This is a genomic window from uncultured Thiothrix sp. (genome assembly GCF_937873765.1).
Classification (GTDB): domain Bacteria; phylum Pseudomonadota; class Gammaproteobacteria; order Thiotrichales; family Thiotrichaceae; genus Thiolinea.
This window is the reverse complement of record NZ_CALMZC010000041.1, coordinates 1-24257: the sequence shown is the minus strand read 5'-3', so window position 1 is coordinate 24257 and position 24257 is coordinate 1. Positions and strand designations below refer to the sequence as shown.

Genomic DNA, 24257 nt, shown 5'->3' with positions numbered 1-24257 from the left:
AGCGGGTAATATACGCCCCTACGTGTGCACGGGATGGGTAACCCCCATCCCGTTATTATATGTAGAACTTGGAGGTTCCTTTGAGCAAACTGGCACTGCTAGTACTGGAAGACGGTAGCGTTTTTCGGGGGCGTTCCATTGGCTGTGATGGTCAAACGGTTGGTGAAGTGGTATTCAATACGGCTCTCACTGGCTATCAAGAGATTTTAACTGACCCGTCGTATGCACGTCAGATCGTGACTTTAACTTATCCCCACATTGGTAATGTTGGCGTTAATCCCGAAGATTGTGAATCGGATCAGATTCATGCTGCGGGTTTGATTGTGCGTGATGTGCCCAGTGTTTATAGCAATTGGCGGGGTGAAGAGTCGCTATCTGCGTATTTAGAGCGCAACAAAATTGTGGCGATTGCCGATATTGATACGCGCCGTTTAACGCGAATTTTGCGGGAAAAAGGTGCACAACGTGGTTGTATTGTGGCGGGTGCGCATTTAGATGAAGCAGAAGCCAAAGCGGCTGCTTTAGATTTTCCCGGTTTGCAAGGTATGGATTTAGCTAAAGAAGTTAGTAGTTCAAGCGCTTATGTTTGGACAGAGGGTTCTTGGCAATTAAATCCAGCGATTCCGCGTGCTTCCACTGCAGAAAAAGCTAACTATCATGTAGTCGCTTATGACTTTGGCGTTAAGAAAAATATCTTACGCATGTTAGTGGATCGGGGTTGTAAGGTCACGGTAGTGCCTGCGCAAACGCCAGCTGATAAAGTATTAGCCCTGAACCCTGATGGTGTATTCTTATCGAATGGCCCGGGTGATCCAGAACCTTGTGATTACGCTATTACTGCGATTAAGCAAGTTTTAGCCACTAAACGGCCTGTATTTGGGATTTGTTTAGGGCATCAATTGCTAGGTTTAGCTAGTGGTGCGCGCACGGTGAAAATGAAGTTTGGTCATCATGGGGCGAATCATCCAGTACAGGATATGAAAACCGGTCAAGTGATGATTAGTAGCCAAAATCATGGCTTCGCGGTGGATGAAGCCAGTCTACCGGCTAATCTAAAAGCGACACATCGTTCTTTATTTGATCAGACCTTACAAGGTATTGAACGTACCGATTGCCCAGCATTTAGTTTCCAAGGGCATCCAGAGGCGAGCCCGGGGCCGCATGATGTTGCACCGGTATTTGACCGCTTTATCGATTTGATGCGAGCTACGCGTTAAAACCTTTTTTGTTCCTCCAGATGCTGGAGGTCGGGGGTAAGTGATAGACTTAACTCCCTTAATCCCTCGTGTAAGGGAAAACGAATTACTGTGGACAATTGAAAATGCCGAAACGTACGGACATTAAAAGTATTTTGATTATTGGGGCTGGCCCAATTGTAATTGGCCAAGCGTGTGAGTTTGACTATTCTGGTGCACAAGCTTGTAAGGCTTTGCGCGAAGAAGGCTATCGAGTCATTTTGGTCAACTCAAACCCTGCTACAATCATGACTGATCCCGGTACGGCAGATGCTATTTATATCGAGCCGATTCGTTGGGAGACGGTTGAAAAGATCATTGAAAAAGAGCATCCGGATGCTTTATTGCCAACCATGGGTGGGCAAACGGCATTGAACTGTGCGTTGGATTTATCACGTCACGGAGTTCTCAAAAAATATCAAGTTGAAATGATCGGTGCGAATGAAGTCGCGATTGAAATGGCGGAGGATCGGCAAAAATTCCGCATTGCGATGGATGACATTGGTCTGGAATCTGCCCGCTCGCGTATTGCGCATACCATAGAGGAAGCGCGCGCTGCTCAAGCGGATATTGGCTTTCCTACGATTATTCGCCCTTCTTTTACTTTGGGGGGGACAGGTGGCGGTATTGCTTACAACAAGCAAGAATTTGAAACGATAGTCGCACGTGGCTTAGATATGTCACCCACAACTGAAGTCTTACTCGAAGAGTCTTTATTGGGCTGGAAAGAGTATGAAATGGAAGTCGTGCGGGATCATAAAGACAACTGCATTATTGTTTGCTCGATTGAAAACTTTGACCCCATGGGTGTGCATACTGGTGACTCAATTACGGTAGCACCTGCACAGACATTGACTGATAAAGAATATCAATTACTGCGCAATGCTTCTTTAGCAGTACTACGCAAAATCGGGGTTGATACGGGTGGTTCGAATGTACAATTTGCGGTCAATCCTAAGGATGGCCGGATTATTGTGATTGAGATGAATCCACGGGTATCGCGCTCTTCTGCCTTGGCTTCTAAGGCAACTGGTTTCCCGATTGCTAAAGTGGCGGCAAAATTAGCGATTGGTTATACCTTAGATGAGTTACGTAATGATATTACTGGGGGGGCGACTCCAGCGTCTTTCGAGCCCAGTATCGATTATGTTGTAACCAAGATTCCGCGCTTTACCTTTGAAAAGTTCCCACAAGCAGATGCCCGCTTAACCACACAAATGAAGTCAGTGGGTGAGGTGATGGCGATTGGTCGGACTTTCCAAGAGTCTTTGCAAAAAGCTTTACGGGGTTTAGAAACTGGGATTGACGGTTTGGATGAACGCTTGAATCGTGATCATCCTGAGGCACGTGATATTCTGCGTCGTGAACTCACAGAGCCACATGCTGAGCGGATTTTGTATGTAGCCGACGCTTTCCGCTATGGTATGAGCGTTGAGGAAGTGCATGCTCAAACCAGTATTGACCCTTGGTTCTTGGTGCAAATGCAAGAGCTCATTGCGATTGAGAAAAGCTTGGATGGTCGTTTGCTCAATCAAGTCAATGCGGATGAAATGCGTATGCTTAAGCGCAAAGGGTTCTCTGACCGTCGTTTAGCAAAACTGTTACATAGCACTGAGCGTAGTGTACGTAATGCGCGCCGGAATATGAATGTACGTCCGGTGTATAAGCGTGTTGACACCTGTGCGGCGGAGTTCGCTACTAATACTGCTTACATGTATTCCACTTATGAAGAAGAGTGCGAATCTAAACCAACGGATCGTAAGAAAATTATGGTTCTAGGGGGTGGCCCCAATCGGATTGGCCAAGGTATCGAATTTGACTATTGCTGCGTGCATGCGGCTTTAGCCTTGCGCGAAGATGGCTATGAAACCATTATGGTCAACTGCAATCCTGAAACCGTTTCTACTGATTACGATACCTCTGATCGTCTTTACTTCGAGCCGTTGACGCTGGAAGATGTGATGGAGATTGTTGATTTAGAGAAGCCCTTAGGTGTGATCGTGCAATATGGTGGGCAAACGCCTCTAAAACTAGCGCGTGATCTTGAAAATCTAGGCGCACCGATTATTGGTACTTCACCTGATTCGATTGACTTGGCAGAAGATCGGGAGCGCTTCCAACAATTGATTCATCGCTTAGGTTTGCGTCAACCCCCGAATCGTACTGCGCGGAGTATGGAAGAGGCCGTGCGCTTGGCGGTAGAAATCGGTTATCCGCTGGTGGTGCGTCCATCGTATGTCTTAGGTGGACGGGCGATGGAAATCGTCTATAACGAGAATGAGTTACGCCGCTATATGAATACCGCAGTATCAGTCTCGAATGATTCACCGGTACTCTTAGATCGTTTCTTAGATGATGCGATTGAAGTGGATGTGGATGCGATTTGTGACGGACAAAACATACTTATTGGTGGCATTATGCAGCATATTGAGCAAGCAGGGATTCACTCAGGTGACTCAGCGTGTTCGTTGCCACCTTATTCTTTAGATCCAGCGATTCAAGATGAGCTACGTGCACAAACAGCCCGCATGGCCAAAGCCTTAAATGTCATCGGTTTGATGAATACTCAATATGCGATTAAGAATAATGAGGTTTATGTGTTGGAAGTGAATCCGCGTGCTTCCCGTACCGTGCCTTATGTGTCTAAAGCGATTGGCCGCCCATTGGCAAAAATTGCGGCGCGTTGCATGGCTGGTCAAAGTTTAGTTGAGCAACAGGCCACCGATGAAGTCATTCCAGACTATTATTCTGTGAAGGAAGCTGTTTTCCCCTTCATCAAATTCCCTGGTGTTGACCCGATCCTAAGTCCTGAAATGAAATCGACGGGCGAGGTAATGGGCGTAGGGAAAACTTTTGCGGAAGCTTTTGGTAAGTCACAACATGCAGCGGGTGCAAGCTTTCCAACTTCAGGTGTTGTTTTTATTAGTGTACGTGAAGCCGATCGTCGGCATTTACCTAGCTTAGGTGAAATGTTAGTCAAGCAAGGGTTTCGGATTGTGGCGACACGTGGTTCTGCACGTGAGCTACAGAATGCGGGCATTGCTTGTGAAGTTGTAAATAAAATGCATGAGGGTCGCCCGAATATTGTGGATATGATCAAAAATGATGAAATTCATTTGATTATTAATACTACGGAAGGTGAGCAGTCAACCCGTGATTCTTTTGAGATCCGGCGCGAAGCTTTACAGCATAAATTAAGTTATACGACTACGATTGAGGGTGCCCGCGCCCTGTGTATGGCGATGGGTTACACTGCTGACGAGCAGGTTTATCGCCTGCAGGATTTGCATCAGGGAATCATGTAAAAAACAAGGAGAATAACAATGAGTCGACCACCGTTAACTGTGACGGGTGCTGAACGTTTGAAAGCCGAGTTAAATCGCTTAAAAACTGTTGAACGCCCACGGATAGTACAAGCCATCGCTGAAGCACGCGAGCATGGTGATTTGAAAGAAAATGCAGAATACCATGCTGCACGCGAGCAACAGGGTTTCTGTGAAGGCCGTATTCAAGAGTTGGAGTCGGTCTTGTCACTTGCCCAAGTGATTGATGTCGCTACGGTTGGTGCAGCTAATTCAGGCAAAGTCGTATTTGGTGCTACCGTAGATCTAGAGGAAGTCAAAACCGGCGACACCATTACTTATCAAATCGTGGGCGATGTCGAGGCTGATTTAAAACAGGGTATGATTGCCGTCTCTTCACCAGTAGCACGCGCTCTGATTGGCAAGGAAGAGGGTGACGTTGCTGTGGTACAAGCTCCCGGTGGCGTGCGTGAATACGAAATCTTAGAGGTTCGCTACGTATAGTGAGCATCCCGATTACGCTAGTTGACTTGCTTCCGAGTTCAGCAGTGGAAGCTGGTGAAGTTTTTTGCGGCTCCTTCAATTCTGCTCTGAGTGCCGATGGTTTGAAAGCACTCAAGAAGACTGTACGCCGTCGCCAAGACTGGCAAGTCGTTCTCAGTTCTGAGCATGCGGCTTGTCTGCCGTTTGCCCAATGGTTGTCGGCCAAGCATCATATTCCCTTGCATAGTTATGCCGAACTGGCCGAAATGAATTTCGGTGCATGGGAAGGCCAAACCCCAGCTAGTATTATGGAGCAAAATTCTGCGATTTTAGCGCGTTGGTGGCGCAATCCAGCCTGCCTAACACCGCCTGAGGGTGAGCCTTTTAATCAATTCCAAGCCCGTATTTTGCCAGTGTGGGAGCGACTTATTCACGAAAACAAAGGCAAACAAGTTGTATTAGTGGCACAACCCGGCGTGATTCGCTTGCTTATCATGCAGGTCTTAGGCATGCCTAGCCACCACTTTTTCTCCTTAGCAATTGAGTCAGGCGAGTTAGCACGAATTCGGATAATGCACGATGAGGCAGGAGATTGGGCTAGTCTAGTAGCTTATGGTTGTAGTTCTTAGTTAAAGCTACTAGCGTGCAATATTTCTAGCTATTCACTTGAGTTTTTAGAGGGTCGTTTGGAATAAGCAGCGCGTAGCTTATGCTTAGCGCCAGTCTGATTATCCCACCAACGTTGTGCTATGCTTTGCACCTTAATGAAGTCAGGGCTAGTTAACACCCACTCATATAGACTCGATTCACTCAGTAGTTTACTAAGCTCTAAGAAAGTTGAAGATGGAGCTTGAACTAAAGTGACATTAGTTCGATCAGGTAACAGCCTGCTAGGCTGCCCGGGTGCAGCAAAAGCTTGCATTGGCAACATTAACAGCAGAACCTCAAAAGCAACCCGCAGTAAAGCCTTTGGGTACATACAATACTCTCCAGCAAAATTGTTTTTTATTTCTCAGCTTTGAGTATAAAAAAATATGTACAGCATTGAAGGATTTGACCATCGAATGCTCAAAATCTCCGATAAGCGGTTGAGCTATAATGTAATTGTCCTCACATTCTATAAAATAATGAGATAGTTATGAGTTCTTTTCTAATACCTGCTGCCAGTACTTGCTATGAGCAGACTATTAAAAATAGCCGTTTCATTAGTTATATCGCCCACGCTCCTAACCCACAAGCGGCTCACGCTTTTATTGAGCAAATTAGACAGGCATATCCAGATGCGCGACATGTGTGTTGGGCTTTTGTTGCGGGTCAGCCTAAGCACACCACGGCAGTGAGTTGTAGTGATGATGGTGAACCTGCTGGAACGGCAGGTAAGCCTATGCTCAATATCTTATTGCATAACGAAATAAGCGAGCTTGTCGCTGTGGTCGTGCGCTATTTCGGAGGGGTTAAATTAGGCACGGGTGGCTTGGTGCGCGCCTATTCAAGTTCAGTGATCGCAGCCTTAAAACAAACACCGACTTGTTTAAAAGTAGCGATGTCTAGCTTTATTTTAATAGTTCCCTATGCATTAGAGGATGTTATTCGGCGGTTATTAACAGATTTAGGTTGTGAGCTAACTAGCTTTGAATATGCGGCTGAATTGCAAATTAATGGATTTTGCCCAACTAATACTCAAACCCAATTACAGCAAGCTTTAGCTAATCTAAGTCGCGGACAGTTAGTGGTGGAATTTCAACGTGAATAGGCTAAAAATTAGACATTTTTCTCACGAATCAATTACAATTTTTATAGCTTTATATTATGATGCGGCTTGCTCGCGAGGGAAACCACTTGTCTTGACTGAGGAAGATAAGGCGGGCAAATTCATCTCCCGGAGATAATCTTATAGCCCATTCTTCTCCGGGAGCTTTTTCCCAATTAATTAGCATCTCTTATCACTAGCGCGTAAATTCTTGGCGCTAATTCCACGCCAACTTGCTCACCAATACTATAAAATTCTTCACTAGAAGCTAAAGCTAATAAACTTTCTTGCGGATTGAGTTGCAGGCTATATAAGTACTCATTTCCACGAAAGATTTTACTGGTGATCAGTGCGCGCTGAGTAGCGATGGGATTGAGTTTGACATGTTCCGGGCGAATCAAGACCGCCACTGTTGCACCTGCCAAATCTTCATGTGCTGCATAGGTCAATTCACCTAAACTAGTTAGTACATTTCCAGCTTGCAGTCTGCCAGACAACAGACGGCCCTGACCGATAAAAGAGGCGACAAAGGCATTGTGAGGCTGATAATAAAGCTCATAAGCGCTACCCCATTGTTGCAGACGTCCGGCTTGCATTACACCAATCTCATCCGCCATGGCGAACGCTTCATGTTGATCATGGGTAACCAATAAAGCCGTGATGCCTTCTTGTTTGAGAATCTCACGAACTTCCCGTGCTAGACTTTCGCGTAATTCGGTATCTTGACTGCCGAAAGGTTCATCGAGCAATAAGAGGGCTGGTTTCGGAGCTAAAGCCCGTGCTAAAGCAATTCTTTGTTGTTGTCCGCCAGAGAGTTCATGTGGATAGCGGCGCTCGTAACCTGCTAGGTTGACTAATGCTAACAGCTCCTTGACGCGCTGTTCTTGAGCTTTGCGTGACTGCTTACGCATACCAAAACGAATATTGTCTGCAATACTCAAATGCGGGAAGAGCGCATAATCTTGAAAAACCATGCCAATTTTACGTTGTTCAGTGGCTAAGGTGTGTTGAGCGCTACTAATCACCTCACCATTTAAGCTAATGCTACCTTGGCTCAAAGGCTCAAAGCCAGCGATGGCGCGTAACAGGGTAGTTTTACCACAACCACTAGGCCCTAGTAGACAAGCAATCTGCCCTTGTTTGACTTGCAGATTAACCGTATGCACCGCAGTGGTCTGACCATAGCGAATGGCAACTTGCTCAAGACGGAGTTGACTCATACTGTTGATCCTCCAGCACGCGAACGAGAAATAGAGCGACTCAATAAAACCACAGGAATAATTCCGGTCGCAACAATCATCAAAGCTGGCAAACCCGCTTCCGCCAGACGTTCATCAGAAGCTAGTTCGTAAGTACGCACAGCCAAGGTATTAAAATTAAAGGGACGCAAGATTAAGGTTGTGGGTAGTTCTTTTAAAACATCTACAAACACTAATAGCACGGCTGTCAACAGGGAGCCTTGCATCAAAGGCATATGTAACTTCCACAACACAGCACTAGAGCTTAAACCTAAAGAACGCCCTGCATTATCAAGTGTGGGTTTGATTTTACCTAAGCCAGCTTCGACTGTTTGTAAAGATACTGCTAGAAAACGCACATTATAAGCGAATAACAGAATAAATAAGCTGCCACTGAGGATAAGCCCTAGTTTAGTATTAAATACTGTTTGGCTTAGATGGTTAAGTTGAGTATCTAACCATGCAAAAGGAATCAATACACCAATCGCAATGACAGTACCAGGGATGGCATAGCCCATGCTGGCTAAGCGTGCAGCTACACTAACTAAAGGCCCAGGATGTAAGCGCTTGCCATAGCCTAAAATAAGTGCCAGTAGCAGAGCAAAAATGGCAGCAGCAATAGCTAAGCCTAAACTATGTTGAATCAAGATAATAAAGCTACTGTCCAGTTGAGTTCGCCAATTCGCTAGGCTCCAACTAGCGAGCTGAGTAACCGGCACTATAAAGCCTAATAGTAAGGTCAAATTACAAAATACTACCGCTCCAGTCGCTTGCCAGCCAGTGAGTTGAATCCGTTTGATTTGTGCATATTTGCTGGAGCTATGATAATAACGTGCGCGGCGGCGTGAAGCCTGTTCCAGCAAAAGCAAAATAAAGACAAAGCTCATTAACAGAGCCGCTAATTGTGAGGCTGCGGCATGATCCCCTAAACCGTACCATGTGCGGAAAATGCCGGTCGTGAAAGTGGTGACCCCAAAATACTGTACCGTGCCAAAGTCCGCTAAGGTTTCCATTAAGGCTAGGGCTAAGCCCGTGATAATCGCTGGGCGTGCTAAGGGGAGAGCAACTCGGAAAAAACTTTGCCATTGATTACAGCCTAAGGTTCGACTGACTTCTAGTACACAGATGGATTGTTCTAAAAAAGCAGCACGAGCCAACAAATACACATAAGGGAATAAAACTAAGGCAAGCATCAACATTGCGCCGGCTAGTGAGCGAATATTTGGGAACCAATAATCACCATAGCCCCAACCGGTCAAGCTGCGTAGGCTGGTTTGTACAGGACCTGTAAAGTCCAGCATGCCGGTGTAGGTATAAGCGATGATATAAGCAGGCATAGCCAACGGGAGGAGCAAAGACCATTCAAACCAAGCCCGCCCCGGAAACTCACACATGCTACATAGCCAAGCCAGCGGCACGCCTAATAACAAAACGCCTAAGCCGACACCTAGGCTTAAATAGAGGGTGTTAAGCAGATAGTCAGTAAGTACGGTAGCAACGAGGTGTTGCCAAACCTCTGCTGAGGGAATAAAGATATAAGCGAAGACTGCTAAAATAGGCAGAGCAGTGAGGAGCGCCATGCACAACAGCATAGCGTGCCAGACAAAGTTTTTTATTTCCAACCTACGGTATCCATGATCTTAACGGCCTGTGCATTATGCTTACCTAATTCGGATAAGTTAATGCTATCGGCTTTAAAATCTCCCCAAGCTTTCAATAAGCTGCTGGCGGATACGGTCGTTTTGACGGGGTATTCTTGATTGTGTTCGGCATACCAAGCTTGCGCTTCATCGCCAACTAAATATTCCAAGAGCTTGACAGCGTTATCTTTGTTCTTAGCCGCTTTAGTGACGGTTGCACCACTCACGTTAATATGCGTGCCGCGTGCCTGTTCACCTTGATCCGGCCAGAAAATGGCAACTTTTTCAGCCGCAGCTTTTTCCTCAGCCACGTCACCCGCTAACATTTGCCCATAATAATACGTATTCGCAATGGCTAGATCACAAATACCTGCTGCGGCTGCCTTGAGTTGATCACGATCACCACCTTCGGGTGGACGTGCCAGATTCTTGACAAAGCCTTCTGCCCATTGAGTCGCTGCTTCAGGCCCTTGGCTGGCAATCATTGAGGCTAGCATCGATTGGTTGTAAATATTGTCTGAGCTACGTACACAGATTTTACCTTTCCATTTGGGATCAGCTAAGTCCGCATAAGTGGATAAATCAATTGGTTTGATTTTTTCTTTGACGTAGAAAATGGGGCGCGCACGATAGGTTAAACCAAACCACTGATTTTCAGGGTCACGTAAATTTTCGGGAATTGCAGCCTTTAAAGTTTCGGATTCTATCGCTTGGCTCAAACCTAAATCCTTGGTGCGATACAGCCGTCCTGCATCAGCGGTGAGTAGAATATCGGCTGGACTATTTTTACCTTCTAGTTTTAAGCGCTCAATCAAAGCATCATCTTTGCCAGTCACTAAATTCACTTTAATACCAGAGCTTGCAGTGAATTTATCTAATAAGGGTTTAATCAATTGCTCTTGGCGGGAAGAATAAACATTCACTTCGCTTTCTGCAAAAGCAAACAGGGGAGCAGCGAATAGAGCCGTGCCTAAAACAAGTTTTTTCAACATAGTAGAATCCATCTGTAAATAATAACTATTATCAATATTAAAAGGTGTTGCCAGCAAATGCAAATAGTTCTCATTAAAAAATTGAGTTAAGCTAAGAGCATGAGGTGATTATCCCAAGCAAGTTCGGGGAGGTGCTTAAGTTCAGTTAAACGTGCTTGATTAGTCGTCGTTTGCAGTTGATAAAGACTACCTTGACTGGTGGAGACTAGAAAACTGTCCACTTCACTACCAAGGCTGATACTACTGGCTTCAGCTAAAGGCAGTGCTTGCACAAAGCTGTGTGTGGCAGTGCTCCAAATCGAAACACAATGTCCTCGTGGGCTAGCACTGACTAAGAGTTGTTGTTTGGGATCATAAACAATATCAGCTAGATAGCCACGTAATTGAGCCACCTCTTGTGGAGCAATCTTCAGTAGGTTTAGCTCGCCTCCCACTTGTTGCCAAGCCACTAGCGAGCTAGGCTGTTGCTTATAAAGATTGCCCTCATATTGCAAAGCGACCGCGACCTCTCCTTTTGCACTGACTTGTAGGTGACGAATACTCAACAAATGATCAGGCAAACGGTATTCAGCCAACTTCTTACCAGTGCTTAGTTCCAGATACACCAAAGAGGGTTGCATGCTGTCAAGATTAAGTTTACGGCGCTCAAAATCGGGGTGTGTTTCGATACCACCATTTGCCACGACTAAGGTCTTCCCATCGGGCATGAGCTGCAAATCATGCGGGTCTAAACCATAGCTTTCATATTCGGCAACTTGCTTAAGAGTCGCTAGCTCACGAATGCCAATAATACCGCGCTTATTTGCATAATCCGTTTCACTGGTAAATAGCAGTGTACGGTCAGTTGAGAGGCAAGCATGCCCATTGAAATGTCGGTTAGCTCTGGACTTAAAGCTTTCTAGTAGGCCTGTTTTAAAATTCACTCGCACACTGGTAGAGGCGGAGCGACGTCCAAAGAGCAGGGCGGTGTGCTGGTCTAAAGCTAAGGCAGTATGCCCACGCATCGGTGTTTTCAGTTGCTGTAGTTCTTGAGTCGATAAATCAAGTTGACTGATAAAATGCTCGCCTAACGCATTATCCATAGCTGAATAGAGCTTCGCTGACTTAGGGACAGCGCGCTCCAAAAGCTCATTAGCTGCTAAAGTACCGCCAAATACTGTCAGTGCGGCTAAGCAAAAAAATTGACGGCGCTGTAATTTAGTCTCCATCATTATCATTGAAGCCTAATTGTGCTTTGGCAAGCACGGCCAATTGGCGTTTAACACCCATTTCTAAACCGTATGTGCGTTGCAGCAATTCATTAAGTTCTGTAGAAGTGTATTGTTGCTCTACTAGCGTAAAGGGATCACCTTCAGGCAATTTGATTTGAACTAATTCATTGAGTTGTTTTTCAAAAGCGGCCACGGCTGTTTTGGTGGCTTCACTAGGGAAGTTTTTATCAATCCAAGCTAAAAAACCACCCTCTACAAAGACATGCTGTAAGCCTTCAATATTGGCTTTAATAATTTTGAAGGAGTAGCCACTACGCCAAGCTTCTAAGTCATAAGGATGACTCAGCTTGTTTGCATCCAAAAGGCCTAAAGGTTGGGTGAGTTTTTTTAAGTTAATCCGCTCCAAACTTTGATAAGCTTTACCAATCAGGAGGTCAACAGCTTCTTGATTGTTGGTAAAAAAATTCACTGCATCGGGCTTAGTCCAGGCAGTCGTTAGCTTTTTAATATTTTGCTCCAGTAAGCTACTGACAGCTTGCAAATAACTACAACGGATTTTCCCCGCTGCTTCGTCAAAGCTTGCTACCAATTGTTCAGGGGTTTGCGTGCGCTCAAATAAAACATACTCCAAACTACTTAGACCTTGTGCACCTACACCCGCTGCTGCCACCGCTTCAGTAGTCAAGGGCTGCTCGCTGGCTAATAAACCTTTGATAACCTGTTTTTTAGGCGATGTGAAATTGATCTGGAAATCTAATTGTTCAGCGACGGCGGGGCCGAACAGTAAGCTATCGGTACGCTGCCAAGCCAATAGCGTAGTTCCCCAAGCTTCGCGTAATTTAGTCAAATTATCAGACGAAACTTCTTTACAAAATTCAGCACTGGCCTGAGTCAGTTGTAGGCTGGCTTGTTCTAAATCACGGTAAAGTGGTTGAATACCTTTAGTGACTAGTTGTTGAATAAAGACTTCATCCTTAGTTGTACTGATGAGAGTGGCAGTGCTATCCGCAAAGCTTGGGTTCACTAAACACAAGGCAAGTAGCCAACAGTTTGCGCTGAAACCCTGTCCTTGCCATCGAAATCTGATCATGAGGTCTTCCTAAAAAGCATTAAAGTGAGTTTAGAAAGCGCAGGAGCGCACTACGTTCGTCTTTACTGAGATTCAATATATAATCCCGTGATTTTTCTGCTTCGCCCCCATGCCAGAGAATGGCTTCCATTAAATTGCGTGCTCGCCCATCATGTAAAAAGCGTGTGTGACCATTCACCGTTTCAATCAGGCCAATCCCCCATAAAGGTGCAGTACGCCATTCACTGCCAGTTGCTAAAAAATCTGGGCGTTGATCGGCTAAGCCTTCGCCCATATCGTGCAAAAGTAGGTCAGTAAAAGCTTGAATTGATTGGTGTTCTAACTCAGGGAAGGCTGGCTTAACCCCGGTTTTGAGTACAGGTATATGGCAGGCACTACACTTTGCGGCTTTGAATAAACGCTCACCCTTTAATACTTCAGGATCATTCACCTCGCGCCGGGCAGGAACAGCCAGTAAAGAGGCATAGAAGCTCACCATATCCATCAGTTCTTGATTAATTTCTGGCTGCCCACCATCAGGGGCTTTTAAACACTCAGTTTGAGTACTAGAGCAAGTCGCATTCGCGAACATTGGGGAGCTAATACCGATATCACCATGAAAAGCACCTGCACTTTGCTGTTCGACCGTTGGTTGATTGGCCTTCCAGCCAAAGCGACCTAATACAGTTTTTTGTGCTTTTACATCCCAGACTTGATTGAGCCGTCCGGAAATACCATCACCATTTTTATCTTCTGGATCGGCCAGAGCGACTAAATCGGCTTCGGGAATCGCTTCCAATAAACCCATACCAATCATCACAGGTGCAACGCGCGCCGACATTTGTACTTGTGGGTGCAACGCGCCGTAATTCAAATTATCTAATTTTAGAATGGGCTTAACTAGGGCATAAGTTCCACCATCTTTAAATTGTCCCTTGATTTCTGTGTAGTCAAAACGCGGTGTCGCTTCACCTTTTACCCCGGGAATGGCATTTAGCTGAATTTGATCCCCATAACTAGGTTCTGGTACGACTCCAGTCGTGGTGAGTTGTGCTTTTTGTTCGGCTGTTTCTGCAGGAATACTTATACGCACTATGGTAGAGAGAAAGCTGTCCTCACGGCTTAGAGGGGGATGGCCTTTACCATCTTTAACATGGCAACCTTGGCAGCTATTGCTATTGAATAAGGGGCCTAAACCATCCCGCGCAGAAGTCGAGGAGGGTGCGATGACCCAAGGTTGTTTGAAAAACGCATTGCCGATAAAAAAGTTATCTCGCCGCAAAATACTTAAATTATTTGCAGGCAAAGAGAAGGCATTGCTACTCTTGTCTAGTACGGTAGTTGCTCCCCCCGATAATTGTTTATCGGTCGGGGCTTGCTCAGTACTGTGGGCTACTGGGCTGAGGATTAGTCCACCCAGTAACAAAGTTTTGGCTAGCTTCATTCAGAATCTTAAGTGTTAAATTGTTGTTTATTGCAAAGAACTACTGATTTCTGGGTTCAGGTGACTCCCCCCTAAAGCCTTAGCGGCTGCTTCAATACTGGCTGTTTGCGTTCTTAAAGCAGCAATCGTGGCTTTAACACGAGCATTGCCCTGTTTATTTTCAGCAGCAATTTGCTGATCAAAGGCTTCAGTTTGTGCCGCTTGCACAATCGCTTCTGCAGCAGTTTGAGTCGCTGTTAGGTGAGCCGCTAATTCGCTACTGAGTTGTGGATCTTTGGCAGCTAATAGTTCAGCTAAACTTGCGCCTTTGATGATTTTACCATCAATCGTTTGATAAGAGCCTGCAAAGACATTTTTGATGCCTTGAACATTACTAAGAATATCGTTGTGCGTGTTATCACTAAAGCAGGAGTGCTCATCTTCTTGTGAGTGTGCGAGTAAAGCGACATTCATGCGCTCTCCCGCCAATTCACCTAAGCTTAGGCTGCCCATGCCAAATAACATACGCCGTAGAGATTCCGATTCTTCTAAACTCATGAAAGTGTTGCGGTAATTGGCTTGTTCAGGTGCCCAATCTTGCTCCATCTTGCTTAAATCGGCGACTAGTAAATCGGTCACTGCTTTTAAGTATTGTGCACGCCGTTCACAGTGCTTATTCGTACACTCAGCACCCGCCATGAAGTCGGTATGACTGCGCGTCCCCGCTAGTTTTGGGTCAGCATTCAAGTCTTGCCCCCAAAGCAAAAATTCAATGGCATGATAGCCGGTGGCAACATTGGACTCAGAGCCGCCTTTTTCTTGATAAGATTTTAATAAGTCTGCGGTGATGGTTTCATTGCCTGCAATGATATTGGCCGTGGCAAAGGAATTGCCTTCTTCGTGTTCGTAACTGTCGGCTTGCACATAATCAATTAAACCTTCGTCCAAAGGCCAAGCATTGATGCCACCTTCCCATTCATCCACATTCGGATTACCAAAGCGGAAAACCTCCGTTTGGCTATAAGGTGCACGTGCCGTGATCCATGCTTGTTTAGCGGCTTGATGGGTGGCCTCACTGGGTTTAGCAATCAATTCATCGACTTTTGTTTGTAGGGTTTTAGCCGTGGACAAGGCATCGCTAAATTTGACATGCGCTAGATTCGCATAGTTTTCTATCACTGCTTTCGGTGTGACAGCATCAGCAAGAAGAGTGGGTGCGCTAAACAGTAAGCTCAGGCAGCCAAAAATTAGGGCAGGTAATCGTTTCACAATTCATACTCCAAAGCTTAAGCACAGTGCTTAACTTAGCCAATTAATTAGAAAAAGCAGCCGTGAGCAGTGGTCACGATTTGCAGTTAGTATTCGGTTTGCTGGCGGTGAATTCAGTTTCGAGCTGAGTTTCTGCGGCAGTTAAAATCAACTTGCCTCGCCGTGTAATCGTAAGCACATAAGGGCGCGCGCCATGTTGCAGGATGACTTTTTTGCAGCCTTGCATCCATTCTTCGACATTGATTCGACGTAAATCTAGGCAGTGCATAGTTCAAACTCATGAGTTAAGCGAAAGCAGGCGTAAAAAAAGCAGGCAGTCGTTCTTGCTGTTGGTCTACACATTGGCGGATGACTTCTTGAGCAAAAGGCTTGCAGCGCCCACAGCAAGTTCCAACCGCTAATTCACGCTGGATTGCTTCAAAGCTCTCATGACCTTGTTGTACCGCTTGTTTGATCGCTTTATCGCTGACCACATTACACACGCAAACGTACATCGATTCACACCTAAATAAGAATCATTCTTGATGTTAGCATCATAATAAGAATGAAAATCAAATGCAAGTGGTTCTCATTCGCTTGAAAAACTCCCTAAACTGTTCTAAGATTAAATAATAATGATTCTCATTTATAAGTTTATCGCCAGCAGCTTCACGGGAGTAAGGATGACTTTCTCAATTAATGCTTGGTTAGATCGCGTTGATCCTTTTATTGAGTTACGCAATAACAAGACGGGGGAAATCATGGCGCAATTTTCAGGTGAACAACTACAGCGATGTTTAGAACAAGGTGATGTTTGCCTAACTGAACTATGTAGAGCAGACCCTTCAACTCAACAAGAGTTAGTGCGCTGTTTGTTATTGGCGCATTGTTCAAATTGCTTAAAAGGGCAGTTCGAGCAAGCGACTAGTCATTGTAGTTATTTGAAAGAGTACAACAAAGTTTTGCTAAATAAAAATAATGTTGTGCCTTTGTTTAGGCGTAAACCGTGGAAACTCTCATCCTCAAAGTCTGATAACCGCTCATAGTTATAGATAATCTTAAACAGCAGAGTGGGTGTACAAGGTCTGGCAGTCTTGTCACAGCTTAAGGGGTAGCCTCCTGCCCCTTTATTTTTCCTCATTAAGTACTATTTCATCTGCATAAAATTTGCATGCTACTAGTCATCTTCCCTATCATGAAAACTCCTTATTAAACTCACTAAAGGAGCTATTATGCAAGGAAGTCCAGTGATTACGCGTGCTTTAAATACGGTATTACGGGGGCAACTTGTCGCCATAAACCAGTATTTTCTACATGCACGCATGAGCGCTAATTGGGGCTTGGAGAAGTTTAATGAGCGTGAGTACAAACGCTCAATTAAAGCCATGAAGCAAGCTGACGAACTTATTCAGCGCATTTTGTTCTTGGAGGGCTTACCGAATCTGCAAGATTTAGGCAAGCTGTATATTGGCGAGGATATTCCAGAAATATTAGCCAATGATATGCAACTGGGTTTGGAGCGGGTCGCTGAGCTAAAAACCGCTATTCTAGCCTGTGAGCAAGCTCAAGATTATGTCTCTCGCGAGATGCTGCAAGAACTTTTGGAGGAAGAGGAGGAGCAAATCGATTGGCTTGAGTCTCAACAATGGCTATTAGCCAATACCGGTGAACAAAACTATTTGCAGTCATTAGCTGCCACTTAGGAGGTCAGTATGCAGGGAAGTCAGCAAGTTATTGAGGTTCTAAAACGATTGCTCGCTGGTGAGCTAGCCGCTCGCGATCAATATTTTGCGCATTCGCGGCTGTGTGCCGATTGGGGTTTGGAGAAATTAGCCGAGCATTATGAGCATGAGTGCCAAGAGGAAAGCGGGCACGCGGATGCCATTATTCAGCGGTTACTCTTTTTAGATACGCTTCCAGACTTGAATCAGCAAGATCTGATCAATCTAGGCACGGATGTGCCCAGTATGCTCAAAAATGACTTACAGCTTGAGTATCAAGTCCAAGCTGCTCTCAAAGCAGCCATTCACATCTGCGAAACTCAACAAGACTATGTGACCCGTGAGATGTTGCGCGTACAATTGAGCGACACTGAAGAGGATCATGCTTATTGGCTAGAAAAGCAATTAGGCTTGATCGATAAAATCGGTCTACAAAACTATCTGCAAAGTCAACTGTAGTCAGTTTTGAATTCTGCTAGGCAAACGTTGCGGCGCATTACCCACGCGGAATTCTTCTCCTCACTCAACTCAGTCCTTAACTGTTTCTTTCTGGTGAAAACTGTAAAATAACTGCAGTTTAAATGTATCGAGATGAAGGAACAGTACATGGATTATTTGCCAGCCCTGCTGATTGAGCCAAGCCAAACTGCGACGGCGAGTGTTATTTGGTTGCATGGTTTAGGTGCTGATGGGCATGATTTCGAGCCGATTGTTCCTGAGTTAAAACTACCTACAACTGCAGCGATCCGCTTTATTTTCCCGCATGCACCGGCTATTCCTGTCACGATTAATGGTGGTTATGTGATGCCAGCTTGGTATGACATTCTAGCGATGGATATTGATCGTAAGGTGGATGTGAAGCAATTAGAAGCTTCCGCTCAAGCGGTCGCTCAACTGATTGATCGTGAGTTAGAAAAAGGCATTCCTAGCGAACGGATTGTGTTAGCAGGTTTTTCTCAAGGGGGCGCGGTCGCTTATCAAACGGCACTGAGTTACCCCAAACCTTTAGGTGGCTTATTGGCGCTGTCGACCTATTTTGCGACCGCCGATACCATTCAATTCAATGCGGCTAATCAGAACTTACCGATAGCGATTTTTCATGGTTCACAAGACTCCGTAGTGCCCGAAAGTTTAGGCAAAAAAGCACAGCAACGTTTGCAAGCACTGGGGTATACACCTGAGTATTTTAGCTATGCGATGGAGCATAGTGTGAGTGCTGCAGAGGTTCAGGATTTAGCACGATTTATTCAACAATGGTTATTCAAGGCCGAATAGTCATGAGTCTGCATGTATGCCCTTGTGGCTCAGGTCTAGCTTACACGCAATGTTGTCGACCTTTCCATGCTGGTAAAGCAGCGCCGACCGCTGAAGCCTTAATGCGCTCGCGCTATAGTGCTTATGTACTTGCCGATGCCGCTTACCTGCATCGCAGTTGGCATAGCAGTACCCGCTCAAGTAAAAAAAGCTTGGTACAGTCTAAGGGATTGCACTGGGAAAAATTAGAAATCATTCATACTGAAGCGGGGCAAAGCGAAGACCAAACAGGTTTCGTTGAATTTATTGCGTATTTTTCTGAAGACGGACAGGCTCAGCATTTGCATGAGCGAAGCCGTTTTGTGCGGGAAAAAGGCCGCTGGGTGTATTTAGACGCTTTGCCAACTACACCCTTGGGGAAGAGTGAAGCGAACACTTAGTTTATAAAACCTCCAGTAATTTAGCCTTGAGGTTATCCACATCCTTTCTACCTTGTTTAGTGCCCATAATCGCATTGAGCCAATCATCATAAATGGCACGTAAGGATTCATGATCCTCACAGCGTTCAATACGATTAATGAGTGCACTAGAGCCAAAAGTACCGACGAAGGCGTTCAAAGTGTTGGCCATGAAATTTTTTGCCATCTTCAATTGGGCTACATCGACACGTGCAGGTAAGGGACGGAAGTGGCCATTCCGGGCAGGTGGAATAAAAGCTGGAACAGCATTCCTGTCAAGCCGATTGACTAACAGAGGATTAATATTTTTGGAATTTACAGCAGATTCTGTGGCAGTCTCAGTCTCGCCAGAAACGAGTTGAATATAACCTTGTTTCTCTAAACTAGTAATGATTTGCTCGACATCGTCGATTTTAGGCAGGGTTTTGACTTCGCGAAGAGTGCGTTTTCCATCTAAAAAGATCAATACACGGCGCATAATCAAAGATAAACCGCCTGCTTTTGAATCAACCTCCTCGCGACCTTTAGGGGTTTTGATAAATACAGCATTCATCGTTATGTTCATCGACTAATTCCTCGACTTGAACGTAGTGGGGGAGCCATAAAGTGGGGTTTGCTCTATGCACTACTTTGTTCTAGCGGTTTAGATACAGTTGTTGTTGTTTTACACAGATACTAACAGTTACTTTTGAGATTATCAGTAGTTTCTTAGAAAAATCATCATAAAGCAGCTAAATGGTATTGCTATAATAATCCGCAAGATAGCGATAATTTTGCTGAGGAACTAAGCGTTTTTGTGAATAGGTGTACGAACCCCTTGAGTGCTAACTCAAGTAAAATTTTGTTAGGTTTTTAGTAGTATTTAGGTTACTCAGCAACATTTGCTGCATCTGCACAAAATAGGCAGTAGAAAGTTTTATGAAAAAGGCTTAAGTGTTTAGTGCAGTTTAAGCTGACTCAAAAAGAGTTATATTTAAAACTAAGCTAGACTGTAGGAGCTTTTGAAAGACGAAATGCTTAAAAATAAGGCTTCCGCAGAAAATCTTCTAGTGCTAGTGAGTTGATAAAAAAACAGAAAAAAATTCTGAAATATATAGAAAATATAGAAAAATATTTTGCAAGGTCTCGCTTAGAATGATGCTACTACTAAGGCGTTAAGCCATATCAGGAGCTATTACTATCATGCACGCTATCGTGATTGGCAGTGGAGTGATTGGCACTACCACGGCTTATTATTTGAATCGTTTAGGCTATCAAGTCACGGTTTTAGATCGGCAGCCGCGCTCTGGTTTAGAAACCAGTTTTGCGAATGCGGGGCAAATTTCTCCGGGCTATTCAGCCCCTTGGGCGGGACCTGGTATCCCAATGAAGGCGATTAAATGGATGTTGAGCGAACATTCACCTTTAGTGATTCGCCCTAGCCGCATGGATGCCGCTATGTTCCGTTTTATTCTGATGATGTTGCGCAATTGCACTACAGCGCGCTATCACGTTAATAAAGCACGTATGCTCAGAATTGCAGAATATAGCCGTCAATCTATTGATGAGTTACGTACCGAAACAGGTATCAGTTATGACGAGCGTACCCGTGGTACCTTGCAAGTATTTCGTACCGATGCTCAAGTCCAAGGTGCAAAGAAGGACACAGATATTCTGGATGAATGCAAAGTACCTTATGAAATACTCGATGTGGACGGTTGTATGGCTGCAGAACCGGGCTTAAAGCATGTACGGGAAAAAATCCGTGGTGGCTTACGCTTACCTTTGGATGAAACCGGTGATTGTTTAATGTTCACCCAAAATTTAGCAGCAAACTGTATCTCTAAAGGTGTGGTATTCCGTTATGGAGTCAATATTGAAGAGATTTTAGTCAGTAATGGCAAAATTAGTGGTGTAAAAACAGATCAAGGGGTGCTGACCGCAGATCAATATGTGATGGCTTTAGGCAGCTACTCTCCACAATTACTTAAGCCCATCGGGATTGATATTCCAGTTTATCCTGTTAAGGGTTATTCAATTACAGTGCCTATCGTGAGTCCAGAGGATGCGCCTGTGTCTACGGTGATGGATGAAACTTATAAAGTAGCGATTACGCGGCTTGGTGATCGTGTACGGGTTGCAGGAACTGCGGAATTAACCGGACATGATTTAAGCTTGCAAGAGGAGCGACGGCAAACGGTGCGGTTTGTGGTCTCTGATATGTTCCCGAAAGCTGCCGATATGAGGGAAGATAATTTCTGGACAGGTTTACGCCCGATGACACCCGACGGTACTCCCGTCTTAGGCGCTTCACCTTATTCTAATTTATTCATTAACACTGGGCATGGGACTCTAGGTTGGACGATGGCCTGTGGTTCCGGACGTTTATTAGCTGATATGATGGCCGGGCAAAAACCGGGCATTGATTTAGAAGGCTTAAGCATGCAGCGTTATAGCTTTGCTAATCGGGTTAAAGCTAGCATCTAGCTTCCATTAAAACTGATTGACTTATAAGGATGTTATTGTGATTGAAAAAACTATTATTGCCACTACTTCTGCACCTGCTGCGATTGGTCCTTATTCACAAGCAGTGCGTGCAGGGAATACCATCTATTGTTCTGGGCAAATTCCTTTGAATCCGAATACGATGAAAGTAGAGGCGACTGATTTTGCAGGTCAGGCTGAGCAAGTTTTCAAAAACTTACAAGCTGTTGCGGTAGCAGCGGGTGGTTCTTGCAGAGATTTTGTGAAGTTAAATATTTATTTAACCGATCTGAGTAATTTCGCTGCGGTGAATGAAGTTATGAAGCGGTATTTCTCTGAACCCTTTCCGGCCCGTGCTGCAGTAGGCGTTGCTTCTTTACCTTTAGGTGTGATGGTAGAAGTGGAAGGTGTTTTGGTGCTGGCTTCCTAATGGCGCGTCCAGCGATTGCTGTGATTGATTTAGAAGCAATCCGGCATAACTACCGTTTAGCTAAGAAATTGACCAAAAATGCCCAAGCATTTGCCATTATTAAGGCGAATGCTTATGGGCATGGTGCAGTTAGAGTAGCCCAAGCTTTAGAGGCAGAAGTTGATGGTTTTGGCGTCGCTTGCATTGAAGAGGCTCTGGAGTTACGAGTAGCGGGAATTAAAGCACCTATTTTACTCTTAGAGGGGATCTTCACTGCGGATGAATTGCTGCTTGCTGATCGCGAGTCTTTATCTTTGGTGGTGCACAATCAGCAGCAACTCACCAGTTTGTTAGTTGCCAAACCTAAAAACAGATTTAAGATTTTTTTGAAAATTGATACAGGTATGCATCGCCTAGGCTTTGCACCATCTGAGGTCAAAGCGCTTTGGGTTGCACTGCAAGCATGCAAGCATCTTGAGTCTATTACGTTGATGACGCATTTCGCAAGAGCAGATGAAGTTAATAGTGATGACACTTTGCAGCAATTGCAACAATTTAAAGCCGCTGTGGCAGGTCTAAAAGCACCACATTGTTTAGCAAATTCACCGGCTATTTTAGCGTGGCCGGTTGCCCATTCAGAGTACGTGCGTCCGGGGTTGATGCTGTATGGCGCTTCACCATTTACAGAGCAGAATGAGGCGGCGGCTCAATTGAAACCCGCGATGCGCTTAGAGTCGGCTTTAATTGCAATACGTGAGCTAGCAGCTGGTGAACCGATTGGCTATGGTGCGCGTTTCCGCTGTGAGCAAGCAACTACTGTAGGCGTGGTTGCGATGGGTTATGCAGATGGTTATCCGCGTCATGCGATAGATGGCACGCCAATTGCAGTAAATGGGATACGTACTCGTTTAATTGGGCGCGTCTCGATGGATATGTTGACCATTGATATCACAGGTATGAGTTGCCAAATCGGTGATCGTGTAGAGTGTTGGGGTGATCAAGTCTTAGCAACAGAAGTCGCTGCAGCTAGTAATACAATTCCTTATACCCTGTTTACCGGGGTAACACGGCGAGTTCCTTTGACCTATATTGGTTAGAGTCAGTCTAGTCGATATAGAGTTGTGAGGACTCATAGACCGTTTCCATCGCAACTAGAGTACGTGAATCACGAACACCGGGGAGAGTATGCAGAATATCGCCTAGCAGTGTGCGATAGGAGGCCATGTTTTTGATGCGTATTTTTAATAAGTAATCAAAATCACCGGCTACTAGATGACATTCAAGGATTTGTGGCCACTGTCGAACAGCGTCACGGAATTGTTCGAAGATATCACTGGAGAGATAATTCAAACTAATTTCGACAAACACTAATAAGCTAGCATCCATTTGCGCAGGACAAAGTAGGGCTGTATAGCTTTTAATGTAACCGGTGCGCTCTAAGCGGCGTACTCGTTCAAGACAAGGAGAAGTACTTAAGCCAACTTTTTCAGCTAAATCGACAAAGGAAATTCGGCCATCATTTTGTAATTCGCGCAGAATTTTCTTATCAATACGATCTAGCTTGGATTTGTTTTCTGGTGTGGTAGACATCCATAAAGTCCTGATAAAAACAAGATCATACAATGAGCTTTATTGAAGGGGAAAGGTAATTGATTTCTGGTATGAACAAGTCAATTGTCTAATATTTTTTACCAATTCATGATGTTTTGTTCGTTTATGTTTTTGTTTGTATTGGAGTTTATTTATTTTGACTCTTAAAAGAAAAGTTGTATTTTTCTGTTTATTAGGATAGGTTTAAGTCATCGACTTTAAGCTGACTTAAAGCTCGGTTTTAACTAAACGTTGTGCATAACAACATTTGAGAGAAGAGGAGAATCCATGAAATCTGCAAAAACATTGGCAGTTGCGGGCTTGTTGTCTGCCAGCTTTGCGATGCCAGCAGCGCACGCGGGCGCTACTTTAGATGCGGTTAAGAAAAATGATGCGGTAAAATGTGGTATTAACACCCCATTCCCCGGCTTTGCTAACCAAGATGAAAAAGGTAACTGGTCAGGTTTAGATATTGATGTCTGCCGTGCAGTGGCAGCCGCTGTTTTTGGTGATCCTAACAAAGTTAAATTTACTTCCTTAACCGCAAAAGAGCGCTTCACTGCTTTACAGTCAGGTGAAGTGGATATGCTGTCCCGTAACTCTACGGGTACTTTAAGCCGTGATACGGGTATGGGCTTAACGTTTGTCGCGACTAACTATTATGACGGTCAAGGTTTCTTAGTAAAAAAATCTTTGAATGTGAAAAGCGCTAAGGAACTAAGTAACTAGCTAGAAGTTTCCACGTATAAGATCCTGCTGGTGTAAACTGGT

26 protein-coding genes are annotated in these 24257 nt (G+C 44.8%); 14 read left to right on the top strand and 12 right to left on the bottom strand.

The window, feature by feature from the left end; all coding sequences use genetic code 11:
* Nucleotides 1–80 precede the first annotated feature (80 nt).
* The 4 genes from carA to Q0307_RS12310 all read left to right on the top strand — a co-directional run bounded on the left by carA (nt 81) and on the right by Q0307_RS12310 (nt 5649).
* On the top strand, nt 81–1217 hold the full coding sequence (gene carA / locus Q0307_RS12325; protein ID WP_298661019.1) for a glutamine-hydrolyzing carbamoyl-phosphate synthase small subunit: 1137 nt from the start codon (nt 81–83) through the stop codon (nt 1215–1217).
* 104 nt (nt 1218–1321) lie between these two features.
* A complete protein-coding gene (carB, locus tag Q0307_RS12320) occupies nt 1322–4540 on the top strand; it encodes a carbamoyl-phosphate synthase large subunit (RefSeq protein WP_298661017.1) in 3219 nt (1072 codons plus the stop codon).
* A gap of 18 nt (nt 4541–4558) precedes the next feature.
* A complete protein-coding gene (gene greA / locus Q0307_RS12315; protein WP_298661015.1) occupies nt 4559–5041 on the top strand; it encodes a transcription elongation factor GreA in 483 nt (160 codons plus the stop codon).
* On the top strand, nt 5041–5649 hold the full coding sequence (locus tag Q0307_RS12310) for a histidine phosphatase family protein (RefSeq protein WP_298661013.1): 609 nt from the start codon (nt 5041–5043) through the stop codon (nt 5647–5649). The genes greA and Q0307_RS12310 overlap by 1 nt, the downstream gene beginning before the upstream one ends.
* A gap of 29 nt (nt 5650–5678) precedes the next feature.
* Here Q0307_RS12310 and Q0307_RS12305 read toward each other — a convergent pair whose 3' ends face one another.
* Entirely contained in the window at nt 5679–5999 is a 321-nt protein-coding gene (locus tag Q0307_RS12305) for a hypothetical protein (RefSeq protein WP_298661011.1), read from the bottom strand.
* A gap of 159 nt (nt 6000–6158) precedes the next feature.
* Between Q0307_RS12305 and Q0307_RS12300 the strand changes: the two genes are divergently transcribed.
* Nucleotides 6159–6773: a YigZ family protein gene (locus tag Q0307_RS12300; RefSeq protein WP_298661009.1), complete on the top strand. Its 615-nt coding sequence runs from the start codon at nt 6159–6161 to the stop codon at nt 6771–6773.
* Between the two features lie 173 nt (nt 6774–6946).
* Here the strand turns inward: Q0307_RS12300 and Q0307_RS12295 are convergent, their stop codons facing one another.
* The 9 genes from Q0307_RS12295 to Q0307_RS12255 form a co-directional block, all read right to left on the bottom strand.
* Nucleotides 6947–7990 (bottom strand): ABC transporter ATP-binding protein, encoded by a 1044-nt coding sequence (locus Q0307_RS12295; RefSeq protein ID WP_298661006.1) that lies wholly within the window; start codon nt 7988–7990, stop codon nt 6947–6949.
* The gene (locus Q0307_RS12290; protein ID WP_298661004.1) at nt 7987–9588 is read right to left on the bottom strand and encodes an iron ABC transporter permease; all 1602 of its coding nucleotides are present in this window, start codon (nt 9586–9588) and stop codon (nt 7987–7989) included. Before Q0307_RS12290 ends, Q0307_RS12295 begins: the two co-directional genes overlap by 4 nt.
* 32 nt (nt 9589–9620) lie before the next feature.
* Complete coding sequence (locus Q0307_RS12285) at nt 9621–10640, bottom strand: Fe(3+) ABC transporter substrate-binding protein (protein WP_298661002.1); 1020 nt, start codon at nt 10638–10640, stop codon at nt 9621–9623.
* Between the two features lie 86 nt (nt 10641–10726).
* Complete coding sequence (locus Q0307_RS12280) at nt 10727–11851, bottom strand: DUF1513 domain-containing protein (RefSeq protein ID WP_298661001.1); 1125 nt, start codon at nt 11849–11851, stop codon at nt 10727–10729.
* Nucleotides 11838–12941: an imelysin family protein gene (locus Q0307_RS12275; RefSeq protein WP_298660999.1), complete on the bottom strand. Its 1104-nt coding sequence runs from the start codon at nt 12939–12941 to the stop codon at nt 11838–11840. The genes Q0307_RS12280 and Q0307_RS12275 overlap by 14 nt, the downstream gene beginning before the upstream one ends.
* A gap of 19 nt (nt 12942–12960) precedes the next feature.
* Nucleotides 12961–14364 (bottom strand): di-heme oxidoredictase family protein, encoded by a 1404-nt coding sequence (locus Q0307_RS12270; protein WP_298660997.1) that lies wholly within the window; start codon nt 14362–14364, stop codon nt 12961–12963.
* A gap of 27 nt (nt 14365–14391) precedes the next feature.
* The gene (locus Q0307_RS12265; RefSeq protein ID WP_298660995.1) at nt 14392–15612 is read right to left on the bottom strand and encodes an imelysin family protein; all 1221 of its coding nucleotides are present in this window, start codon (nt 15610–15612) and stop codon (nt 14392–14394) included.
* 73 nt (nt 15613–15685) lie between these two features.
* Nucleotides 15686–15880 carry a hemin uptake protein HemP gene (hemP, locus tag Q0307_RS12260; RefSeq protein WP_298660993.1) on the bottom strand — a complete coding sequence of 65 codons (195 nt, stop codon included), beginning with the start codon at nt 15878–15880 and terminating at the stop codon, nt 15686–15688.
* Nucleotides 15881–15896: 16 nt separating this feature from the next.
* On the bottom strand, nt 15897–16106 hold the full coding sequence (locus Q0307_RS12255; RefSeq protein ID WP_298660991.1) for a (2Fe-2S)-binding protein: 210 nt from the start codon (nt 16104–16106) through the stop codon (nt 15897–15899).
* 168 nt (nt 16107–16274) lie between these two features.
* Here Q0307_RS12255 and Q0307_RS12250 point away from each other — a divergent pair, with 168 nt between their 5' ends.
* From Q0307_RS12250 to Q0307_RS12230, 5 genes are all read left to right on the top strand, one after another.
* Entirely contained in the window at nt 16275–16637 is a 363-nt protein-coding gene (locus Q0307_RS12250; protein ID WP_298660989.1) for a hypothetical protein, read from the top strand.
* 186 nt (nt 16638–16823) lie between these two features.
* Nucleotides 16824–17294 carry a bacterioferritin gene (gene bfr / locus Q0307_RS12245; RefSeq protein ID WP_298660987.1) on the top strand — a complete coding sequence of 157 codons (471 nt, stop codon included), beginning with the start codon at nt 16824–16826 and terminating at the stop codon, nt 17292–17294.
* Between the two features lie 9 nt (nt 17295–17303).
* Entirely contained in the window at nt 17304–17771 is a 468-nt protein-coding gene (bfr, locus tag Q0307_RS12240; protein ID WP_298660985.1) for a bacterioferritin, read from the top strand.
* Between the two features lie 147 nt (nt 17772–17918).
* Nucleotides 17919–18587, top strand: a complete 669-nt coding sequence (locus Q0307_RS12235) for a dienelactone hydrolase family protein (RefSeq protein WP_298660983.1) — start codon at nt 17919–17921, stop codon at nt 18585–18587.
* A gap of 2 nt (nt 18588–18589) precedes the next feature.
* Nucleotides 18590–19006 (top strand): YchJ family protein, encoded by a 417-nt coding sequence (locus tag Q0307_RS12230; protein WP_298660981.1) that lies wholly within the window; start codon nt 18590–18592, stop codon nt 19004–19006.
* Nucleotide 19007: 1 nt separating this feature from the next.
* Here Q0307_RS12230 and Q0307_RS12225 read toward each other — a convergent pair whose 3' ends face one another.
* Nucleotides 19008–19589, bottom strand: coding sequence for a hypothetical protein (locus tag Q0307_RS12225; RefSeq protein WP_298660979.1), 582 nt, complete (start codon nt 19587–19589; stop codon nt 19008–19010).
* Between the two features lie 617 nt (nt 19590–20206).
* Here Q0307_RS12225 and Q0307_RS12220 point away from each other — a divergent pair.
* Genes Q0307_RS12220 through alr form a run of 3 tightly spaced genes read left to right on the top strand, consistent with a single transcriptional unit; the run spans nt 20207 to nt 22993 of the window.
* Entirely contained in the window at nt 20207–21490 is a 1284-nt protein-coding gene (locus Q0307_RS12220; RefSeq protein ID WP_298660977.1) for a D-amino acid dehydrogenase, read from the top strand.
* A 40-nt stretch (nt 21491–21530) separates the two neighbouring features.
* Nucleotides 21531–21917, top strand: coding sequence for a RidA family protein (locus Q0307_RS12215; RefSeq protein WP_298661104.1), 387 nt, complete (start codon nt 21531–21533; stop codon nt 21915–21917).
* On the top strand, nt 21917–22993 hold the full coding sequence (alr, locus tag Q0307_RS12210; RefSeq protein WP_298660975.1) for an alanine racemase: 1077 nt from the start codon (nt 21917–21919) through the stop codon (nt 22991–22993). Before Q0307_RS12215 ends, alr begins: the two co-directional genes overlap by 1 nt.
* Before the next feature lie 7 nt (nt 22994–23000).
* On the opposite strand, the gene Q0307_RS12205 is transcribed toward alr, so the two are convergent.
* Nucleotides 23001–23486, bottom strand: coding sequence for an Lrp/AsnC ligand binding domain-containing protein (locus tag Q0307_RS12205; protein WP_298660973.1), 486 nt, complete (start codon nt 23484–23486; stop codon nt 23001–23003).
* A gap of 288 nt (nt 23487–23774) precedes the next feature.
* On the opposite strand from Q0307_RS12205, the gene Q0307_RS12200 reads away from it, so the two are divergent.
* Entirely contained in the window at nt 23775–24215 is a 441-nt protein-coding gene (locus Q0307_RS12200; RefSeq protein WP_298660971.1) for a transporter substrate-binding domain-containing protein, read from the top strand.
* Nucleotides 24216–24257: the final 42 nt, after the last annotated feature.

Bases quoted from the DNA above. Each gene is read 5' to 3' on its own strand.
- Q0307_RS12290 (WP_298661004.1), bottom strand. From the start codon at position 9,588: ATGGCGCTCCTCACTGCTCTGCCTATTTTAGCAGTCTTCGCTTATATC.
- Q0307_RS12220 (WP_298660977.1), top strand. From the start codon at position 20,207: ATGCACGCTATCGTGATTGGCAGTGGAGTGATTGGCACTACCACGGCT.
- greA (WP_298661015.1), top strand. From the start codon at position 4,559: ATGAGTCGACCACCGTTAACTGTGACGGGTGCTGAACGTTTGAAAGCC.
- Q0307_RS12255 (WP_298660991.1), bottom strand. From the start codon at position 16,106: ATGTACGTTTGCGTGTGTAATGTGGTCAGCGATAAAGCGATCAAACAA.
- bfr (WP_298660985.1), top strand. From the start codon at position 17,304: ATGCAGGGAAGTCAGCAAGTTATTGAGGTTCTAAAACGATTGCTCGCT.
- Q0307_RS12285 (WP_298661002.1), bottom strand. From the start codon at position 10,640: ATGTTGAAAAAACTTGTTTTAGGCACGGCTCTATTCGCTGCTCCCCTG.
- Q0307_RS12300 (WP_298661009.1), top strand. From the start codon at position 6,159: ATGAGTTCTTTTCTAATACCTGCTGCCAGTACTTGCTATGAGCAGACT.
- Q0307_RS12205 (WP_298660973.1), bottom strand. From the start codon at position 23,486: ATGTCTACCACACCAGAAAACAAATCCAAGCTAGATCGTATTGATAAG.
- Q0307_RS12235 (WP_298660983.1), top strand. From the start codon at position 17,919: ATGGATTATTTGCCAGCCCTGCTGATTGAGCCAAGCCAAACTGCGACG.
- Q0307_RS12280 (WP_298661001.1), bottom strand. From the start codon at position 11,851: ATGATGGAGACTAAATTACAGCGCCGTCAATTTTTTTGCTTAGCCGCA.
- Q0307_RS12200 (WP_298660971.1), top strand. From the start codon at position 23,775: ATGAAATCTGCAAAAACATTGGCAGTTGCGGGCTTGTTGTCTGCCAGC.
- alr (WP_298660975.1), top strand. From the start codon at position 21,917: ATGGCGCGTCCAGCGATTGCTGTGATTGATTTAGAAGCAATCCGGCAT.
- Q0307_RS12295 (WP_298661006.1), bottom strand. From the start codon at position 7,990: ATGAGTCAACTCCGTCTTGAGCAAGTTGCCATTCGCTATGGTCAGACC.
- carB (WP_298661017.1), top strand. From the start codon at position 1,322: ATGCCGAAACGTACGGACATTAAAAGTATTTTGATTATTGGGGCTGGC.
- Q0307_RS12275 (WP_298660999.1), bottom strand. From the start codon at position 12,941: ATGATCAGATTTCGATGGCAAGGACAGGGTTTCAGCGCAAACTGTTGG.
- Q0307_RS12230 (WP_298660981.1), top strand. From the start codon at position 18,590: ATGAGTCTGCATGTATGCCCTTGTGGCTCAGGTCTAGCTTACACGCAA.
- Q0307_RS12250 (WP_298660989.1), top strand. From the start codon at position 16,275: ATGACTTTCTCAATTAATGCTTGGTTAGATCGCGTTGATCCTTTTATT.
- Q0307_RS12270 (WP_298660997.1), bottom strand. From the start codon at position 14,364: ATGAAGCTAGCCAAAACTTTGTTACTGGGTGGACTAATCCTCAGCCCA.
- Q0307_RS12305 (WP_298661011.1), bottom strand. From the start codon at position 5,999: ATGTACCCAAAGGCTTTACTGCGGGTTGCTTTTGAGGTTCTGCTGTTA.
- bfr (WP_298660987.1), top strand. From the start codon at position 16,824: ATGCAAGGAAGTCCAGTGATTACGCGTGCTTTAAATACGGTATTACGG.
- hemP (WP_298660993.1), bottom strand. From the start codon at position 15,880: ATGCACTGCCTAGATTTACGTCGAATCAATGTCGAAGAATGGATGCAA.
- Q0307_RS12225 (WP_298660979.1), bottom strand. From the start codon at position 19,589: ATGAACATAACGATGAATGCTGTATTTATCAAAACCCCTAAAGGTCGC.